The following is a 7,782-nucleotide window of genomic DNA, read 5'->3' as shown; positions in this document are numbered from 1 at the left end:
GGGTTCGAATCGCGACCGTTGCGGGATGAACCTACGCCTTTTTTATGTGCCATGACTGATTACTCCAGATTGGCGGATCAGGCGTTGATGCCCGTGATCTCGACTTCGGTGAAATGCTGACGATGTCCCTGCTGACGCTTGTAGTGCTTGCGGCGGCGGAACTTGACGATGCGGACCTTATCGGCGCGGCCATGCTTGCGCACGGTGGCGGTGACGGTGGCACCGGAAACGGTCGGGGCGCCGACGGTGATGGTTTCACCGGAACCAACCAGCAGCACCTGGTCGAACTTCACGTTGGCGCCTTCTTCGGCGTTCAAGAGTTCCACGCGCAGGACGTCGCCCTGCTGGACGCGGTATTGCTTGCCGCCGGTCTTGATGACTGCATAACTCATGGGAATAGCCCTTCTGTCGTTATTCTCTTGGGTTCGCTGCGCCCAGTCCGGGCGTAGCGAACTGCGGATTTTAGCGACGGGGGCGGGCTCTGGTCAATTGGTAACCAGCCGCGCCAGCCATCCCGAAGTTGGGGTTCGCACCCCAATCTACCCGTGGCCGCCGCCAGTGGCGGGGCAGCGGCCGTCGGCGCCCAGTTTTCCTTGCTTCTGCAGGTCGGAGAACATGTCCGCCGTGCGCTGGCGGCTCCACTGCTGGCCGCTCTGGGCCGCCTCGGCCAAGGTGGCGGGCATCTGGGCCACCAGTTTCTGGCCCAGGGGCGACTTATAGAACTTGATCAGGCCGTCCACCTCATCGGCGGAGAAATGGTGCTGATAGGCCGGGATCATGGCGGTGATCAACTGCTCCGTGCCGGTCTTGTCGATATAATCCTTCCAGTAGTCGGTGGGTACGCAGGGCAGCTGCTGCCCCATCACCTCGGCCATCTGGTCGTTCATGGCGGCGAACTGGCTGGAAACGTTCATCACCTGCATCAGTTCGCGCACCTTTGCCTCGGAGGGCTGCGACGCGAAGGCCGGGCCGGCCGCAAGCGCCGCGCACGCCGCCAGGATCACCATCCGCTTGCCTGCCATATGTGTCCTCCGCTCGGGTTAACGCCATGTCCAGGGCGGCGAGCATATCGCGTCCAGACGGCCTGCTGACATAACGCTGTCAGCAGGCTTCCGTGCACGCGCTGCGGTCCGTAGGCACCCACTTGTTATAGTGCGCGGTCCCCCAAATAGTCAGGCGTGATGGACACCATACGCATCCGCGGCGCGCGCACGCACAACCTCAAGAACATCGACCTGGACCTGCCCCGCGATCGGCTGATCGTGATCACCGGCCTGTCCGGTTCGGGCAAATCCTCGCTGGCCTTCGACACCATCTACGCGGAGGGCCAGCGCCGCTACGTCGAATCGCTCTCGGCCTATGCGCGGCAATTCCTCTCCATGATGGAAAAGCCGGACGTCGACCATATCGAAGGCCTGTCGCCGGCGATCTCGATCGAGCAAAAATCCACCTCGCACAACCCGCGCTCGACCGTGGGCACCATCACCGAGGTCTACGATTACCTGCGCCTGCTCTACGCCCGCGTCGGCACGCCGCGCTGCCCGGACCACGGCATCCCGCTGGAAGCGCAGACGGTCAGCCAGATGGTGGACACCACGCTGGCGCTGAATCCGGAAAAGCGCTTCATGCTGCTGGCCCCGGTGATTCGCGAGCGCAAGGGCGAGCATGTGCAGGTGTTCGAGCAGCTGCGTGCGCAAGGCTTCGTGCGCGCCCGCGTGGACGGCACCGTGCATGACCTGGATGCCGTCCCCCCACTCACCCTGCGTCAGAAGCACACCATCGAAGCGGTGATCGACCGCTTCCGCCCGCGCGAGGACATCAAGCAGCGCCTGGCCGAATCGTTCGAGACCGCGCTGCGCCTGGGCGACGGCCTGGCCATTGTGGTGGACATGGACGATGCGAAAGCGAACGAGCAGTTGTACTCCTCGCGCTATTCCTGCCCGGTGTGCGACTACTCGCTGCCGGAACTCGAACCACGCCTGTTCTCGTTCAACTCGCCGGTAGGCGCCTGCCCCACCTGCGATGGCCTGGGCGTGACCCAGGTGTTTTCGCCGGAGCGCGTGGTGCATCACCCGGAACTGTCGCTGGCTGCCGGCGCCATCCGTGGCTGGGATCGTCGCAACGCGCACTACTTCCAGCTGATCATGTCGCTGTCCAAGCACTACGGCTTCGATGTGGATACGCCGTGGCAGAAGCTGCCGAAGACCGTGCAACAAGCCGTGCTGTACGGCAGCGGCAAAGAGAAGATCCAGTTCCGCTACCTCACCGAACGCGGCGGCAAGGTCACGCGCGAGCACGCGTTTGAAGGCATCCTGCCGAACCTGGAACGCCGCTACAAAGAAACCGAATCGCCCGCCGTGCGCGAAGAGCTGGCGAAATACATCAGCGATCAGCCGTGCCGCGAATGCGAAGGCCAGCGCCTCAACCGCTCGGCGCGCAACGTGTTCGTGGTCGACCATTCGCTGCCTTCGCTTACCTCGCGCTCCATCGACGACGCCCTCGCCTTTTTCGAAACGCTAAAGCTCACCGGCTGGCGCGGCGAGATCGCGGTGAAAATCGTGAAGGAAATCCGCGAGCGCCTGAGCTTCCTCAACGACGTGGGCCTCAACTACCTCACGCTCGACCGTCAGGCCGATTCGCTGTCGGGCGGCGAGGCGCAGCGCATTCGTCTTGCCTCGCAGATCGGCGCTGGCCTGGTCGGCGTGATGTACGTGCTGGACGAGCCTTCCATCGGCCTGCACCAGCGCGACAACGAGCGCCTGCTCGGCACGCTGACGCGCCTGCGCGATCTCGGCAATACCGTGATCGTGGTGGAGCATGACGAAGACGCCATCCGCGCCGCCGATTACGTTCTCGATATCGGCCCGGGCGCCGGCGTGCATGGTGGCGAAGTCGTTGCGCAAGGTTCGCTGAAAGACATCCTTGCTTCGCCGCGCTCCGTCACCGGCCAATACCTTTCCGGCAAGCGCGAGATCAAAGTGCCGGAAGAACGCCGCGAACAGCTCGACAAGGATTCCTGGCTGCATCTGCGCGGCGCCAGCGGCAACAACCTGAAGAACGTCGACCTGTCGATTCCGGCCGGCCTGTTCACCTGCATCACCGGTGTATCGGGTTCCGGCAAATCCACGCTGATCAACGACACGCTATTCGCACTCGCGGCCGCCGAGTTGAACGGTTCCAGCATCCAACCTGCACCGTATAAATCGGTGGAAAACATGGAGCTGTTCGACAAGGTGGTAGATATCGACCAATCACCGATCGGCCGCACGCCGCGTTCGAACCCCGCCACCTATACCGGCCTGTTCACGCCACTGCGCGAACTGTTCGCCCAGGTGCCGGAAGCACGTTCCCGCGGCTACACGCCCGGCCGCTTCAGTTTCAACGTGCGCGGCGGCCGCTGCGAGGCCTGCGAAGGCGACGGCATGATCAAGGTGGAAATGCACTTCCTGCCGGATGTGTACGTGCCGTGCGATGTGTGCCACGGCAAACGCTACAACCGCGAAACGCTGGAGATTCTCTACAAGGGCCACACCATTGCCGACGTGCTCGACATGACGGTGGAAGACGCCGCCAAGCTGTTCGAGAACGTACCGGTGATCGCGCGCAAGGTCGACACGCTGCGTTCGGTCGGCCTGGATTACATCAAGCTCGGCCAGAGCGCCACCACGCTTTCGGGTGGTGAAGCGCAACGCGTGAAACTGTCCAAGGAACTGTCCAAGCGCGAAACCGGCCGCACGCTGTACATCCTCGACGAACCCACCACCGGCCTGCATTTCCACGATATCGAGCAGTTGCTCGACGTGCTGCATCAGCTCGTGGACCAAGGCAACACCGTGGTGGTGATCGAGCACAACCTTGATGTGATCAAGACCGCCGACTGGATCGTCGACCTTGGCCCCGAAGGCGGCGCGGGTGGCGGGCGCATTCTGGTCACCGGCACGCCCGAAACGGTTGCCGCCACGGCGGGTTCGCATACCGGGCGCTTCCTTGCCACCCATCTCAAGCCGGCCAAAGCACCGCGCGCCAAGATCGAAAGCGACAACGGCAAGGCCAAATCCAAGCGAAAAGTGGCGTCATGAACACGGCAACCGATTCCTCCTCCGTTTCCGCACCGTTGTACACCGCCGCCATCAGCGTGCGCTGGCGCGACCTGGACGCGTTCAATCACGTCAACAATTCGACCTATCTCACCTATCTGGAAGAAGCGCGCGTGCAATGGCTGCAACATCTGCCAGGGCCGTGGTCGAGCGAGCACGCCATGCCAGTGATGGCGGCGAGTACGCTCAACTATCGCCAGCCGATCGCGTGGCCCGGCGAGGTGCATATCGAGCTGTATTGCGCGCGCATGGGCAACAGCTCCATGACCGTCGCGCATCGCATCGTGGATGCTGCCGACCACGACAAGCTCTATTGCGATGGCAACGTGGTGATGGTGTGGATGGACCCCGCCACTGGCAAATCCGTAGCCTTGCCACAAGCCATCCGCGACGCCGCGTAGGTTGGGGTGCAAATCCCAACATCGCCATGCATCCATGCATCGTGATGTTGGGTTCGCCCCCAACCCACGCATTCCCTTCCCCAACGAGCGAGGCATGACTATGGAAATCCAGCCTTACCTGTTCTTCGACGGCCGCTGCGAAGAGGCCATTGCGTTCTATCGCGACGCGCTCGGCGCACAGGAACTCATGAAGATGCGTTTCAAGGATGCGCCCGCCAGCAACGATTATCAGACCGCGCCCGAACTCGCCGACAAGATCATGCACGCCACCTTGGCCATCGGCAGCACGCATCTGCTGATGTCCGACGGCCAGGCGGGCGAGAAGAAAACCGAACACGCCGGCTTCAGCCTTTCGGTCACCGTCAAGGATGTCGCCACGGGTGAAAAGCATTTCAACGCGTTGGCGCAAGGCGGCCAAGTCACCATGCCGTTCCAGAAAACCTTCTGGACCGACGGCTTCGGCATGCTGGTGGACAAGTTCGGCGTGCCGTGGATGGTGAACGTGCAGCACGAAGGCGCGTAACACCAAAGCGCCCGAACAACAGCAAAGCGTTCAATACGTCTTCGCCCCGGCGAAAGCCGAGACCCAGCGACTTGAATATCGTCAAAGCCACCAGGCCCAATGGCACTAACTTAGGCCGGACTTTGCTCGCATACGACGGAAAAGCTTAAATCGTCGTCCCGGCGAAAGCCGGGACCCAGTGACTTTTTGGAGCGCCGAAAGTCACTGGTCCCCGGCGTTCGCCGGGGCGACGATGCCTATGCCACCAGGCCCGCCTCCGCCGACCCGACGATCAGCCTGCGATACTGAACAAACCTCGCCACGCTGTTCAGCGTGCCACCCAGCATCGGACAAATTCGGACTGAGACTACGACTCATCCCATATGGATCAGACTCGACCCGAATGACCTAAATACTCGCCATTTCTAGCATTCCCTCATCACCAACGATCTGATGAGGAGAACGCCATGAGCATGGCGAATCGTATTAATCCCAGCCATAAGCAAGGACGCTTTACCCGCAGCTTGATCGCGGCTGCCCTGGCCGAAGCCATTCTGATGGGGTCGGCGGTGGCCAACGGTACCGATGTGCAGAACACGTCGTTTGCAGACAGCTATGACGCAACAGCAACCGACGACAAAAACAACGACGACGACGCGCACAACGCTACCTATGCCAACCTCGCCAACCCGCTACTGGCGATGGGCACGGCTGCGCGCAGCTCCATGGGCATCATGGACGTATCCGACCCGCTGATTGCTATTGATGGCATGCAGGGCACCAATTACGCAGACCTCAATAATGCGGCTTCGACGATGTCCGCACTGGCCATGGGCGTGAATTCAAACGCCAGTGGCGGCAATACGGTCGCCTTGGGCGTGCAGGCCATCGCTGTATCGGACAACTCCGTTGCACTCGGCAGCCGTGCTCAGACCGGAGCAGACCAGGCCTATTCAGTCGCGGTTGGCTCGAATGTTTCCACCCGGGGTACACAAGCCATAGCGCTGGGTGCAAACGTGAGGGCAAATGCCGATAACGCGCTTGCCGTCGGCAACAACAATACCCAGGCGCTGAGCAAGAGCTCGATCGCGATGGGCGACGGCGCCAGAGTAAACAGCCGCAGCGACAACTCGATCGCCATGGGCACCGGCGCAAGCGTGGGCGTAAACGCGACCAATGCCATCGCATTGGGTGCGGGCGCCAATGTGGCTGCCAATGCCTATGGCAGCATCGCCTTGGGCGCCGGCACCATCGCCGACCGCGTGAATGCGCTATCCATCGGTGCCTTCGGTGCAGAACGCCAGATCATCAACGTGGCACCCGGCACGCAACTGACGGATGCGGTGAACGTAAGCCAGCTCAAAGGCGTCACGGATGCCTTGGGTGCCGGCGCCGGCATCGCGCCGGATGGCAGCATCACGCAGCCTGAATTTACGGTCTTCGGCAACAAGTATTTCACCGTCCAACAGGCCATCCAGGCCGCGGCCTCATCGGGTGCCACCGATTCGCTGGCTGTGAGATACGACCTGAATGATGACGGCTCCGCGAACTACGGTTCGGTGACACTGGGCGGCCCGGCTTCATCGCCAGTGATCCTGACCAACGTAGCGGATGGCAAAAACCAATATGACGCCGTCAACTTCGGCCAGCTGAGCGCACTGCAAGGCCAGGTCGACAACTTGAACCAGAGCGTCACCAGCATCGGCGACCGCGTCACCAACATCGAGAACAACGGTGGTGGTGGTGGCGATGGTGGCGGCACGTGGAACTACGATGCCCAGGGCAACAAGATCACCAACGTCGGCGATGGTGCCGTGAATGCAGGAAGCAAGGATGCCGTCAACGGATCGCAGCTCGCTGCCACCGCGCAAAGCACGGCCGATGCGCTCGGCGGCGGGGCCACTCTCAACGCGGACGGTACCATCAGCACACCGACTTACACGATCGGTGGCCAGCAAGTTCGCGGCGTCGAAGGTGCCGTGAATCAGCTCGATAAGCGCATCGATGGGCTGCAGAGTCAGGTCGACGGGCTGCAGGGTCAGATCGGCAACACCGCACGCGCGGCTTACTCCGGTATTGCGGGTGTCACGGCACTCACCATGATTCCGGGCGTCGACGTTGGCAAAACGTTCTCGGTCGGTGCTGGCGTGGGTAGCTACAAGGGCTATACCTCTGCCGCCCTGGGTGGGGAAGCTCGCATCAACGAAAACTGGAAGGTTCGCGCAGGTGTGGGCTTGTCCAACGATGGCAACACCGTCGGTGTGGGTGCATCGTTCCAGTGGTGATAAACCTCGGCATCCTCTCCTGCAAGCAGGGGAGGACGCCGATCCAGCAAGTTATAAATATCCTCCTCAAGTCGTTCCCTCAAAGCCTGGCCTTCGCCAGGCTTCTTTTTTGCGTGCATCAATGCGCAGCCGGGCGTGCAGCAAGCTGGCTGCGCAACTGCTGTATCTCGGCCATCATCGCCGCAACGGCTTCCTTCAGTTGCGCCACATTCACTGCGTCATCGAGTTCGGTACCCGCCGCAACATGGATGATCTGCCGTGCACCGACACTGCCACCACCAATGGAAATCGAATTACCACGATCCGCCACCGCGCCATGGCCCAGGGCGACACTGCCGATCGCACCCGCTTCCACACTCGCCTCCGCGCCCAGCGCCAGCGCATCGCTCGCATTCGCCGTCACCATCGCGCCACGCCCGATCGCAATGCTGTTGTCGCTGCGCACATTCACGCCCTCGCCCATCGCGATCGAGCTCCTGCCGGTCGCCAGGCTCTTG

6 protein-coding genes and 1 pseudogene are annotated in these 7,782 nt (G+C 62.1%); 4 read left to right on the top strand and 3 right to left on the bottom strand.

Features of this window, described 5'->3' with window-relative positions; all coding sequences use genetic code 11:
• Positions 1-77: 77 nt before the first annotated feature.
• Together rplU and VJR68_RS09630 are read right to left on the bottom strand one after the other, a co-directional pair.
• The gene (gene rplU, locus VJR68_RS09635) at positions 78-392 is read right to left on the bottom strand and encodes a 50S ribosomal protein L21 (protein WP_324147457.1); all 315 of its coding nucleotides are present in this window, start codon (positions 390-392) and stop codon (positions 78-80) included.
• 147 nt (positions 393-539) lie between these two features.
• Positions 540-1,022: a DUF2059 domain-containing protein gene (locus VJR68_RS09630; RefSeq protein ID WP_324147456.1), complete on the bottom strand. Its 483-nt coding sequence runs from the start codon at positions 1,020-1,022 to the stop codon at positions 540-542.
• A 159-nt stretch (positions 1,023-1,181) separates the two neighbouring features.
• Here VJR68_RS09630 and uvrA point away from each other — a divergent pair, with 159 nt between their 5' ends.
• The 4 genes from uvrA to VJR68_RS09610 all read left to right on the top strand — a co-directional run bounded on the left by uvrA (position 1,182) and on the right by VJR68_RS09610 (position 7,285).
• Positions 1,182-4,079, top strand: coding sequence for an excinuclease ABC subunit UvrA (gene uvrA, locus VJR68_RS09625; protein ID WP_324147455.1), 2,898 nt, complete (start codon positions 1,182-1,184; stop codon positions 4,077-4,079).
• On the top strand, positions 4,076-4,498 hold the full coding sequence (locus VJR68_RS09620) for a thioesterase family protein (protein WP_324147454.1): 423 nt from the start codon (positions 4,076-4,078) through the stop codon (positions 4,496-4,498). Before uvrA ends, VJR68_RS09620 begins: the two co-directional genes overlap by 4 nt.
• A 94-nt stretch (positions 4,499-4,592) precedes the next feature.
• Entirely contained in the window at positions 4,593-5,021 is a 429-nt protein-coding gene (yjdN, locus tag VJR68_RS09615) for a VOC family metalloprotein YjdN (RefSeq protein ID WP_324147453.1), read from the top strand.
• A 452-nt stretch (positions 5,022-5,473) separates the two neighbouring features.
• Positions 5,474-7,285, top strand: coding sequence for a YadA-like family protein (locus tag VJR68_RS09610; protein WP_324147452.1), 1,812 nt, complete (start codon positions 5,474-5,476; stop codon positions 7,283-7,285).
• Between the two features lie 118 nt (positions 7,286-7,403).
• Here the strand turns inward: VJR68_RS09610 and VJR68_RS09605 are convergent.
• Positions 7,404-7,782 (bottom strand): annotated as a pseudogene (locus VJR68_RS09605) (hypothetical protein); the annotation flags it as partial.

The sequence above is a fragment of the Dyella sp. genome (assembly GCF_035277725.1).
Lineage (GTDB): Bacteria > Pseudomonadota > Gammaproteobacteria > Xanthomonadales > Rhodanobacteraceae > Dyella_B.
The sequence above is the reverse complement of the archived record's forward strand: the minus strand, read 5'-3'. Positions and strand labels throughout refer to the sequence as shown.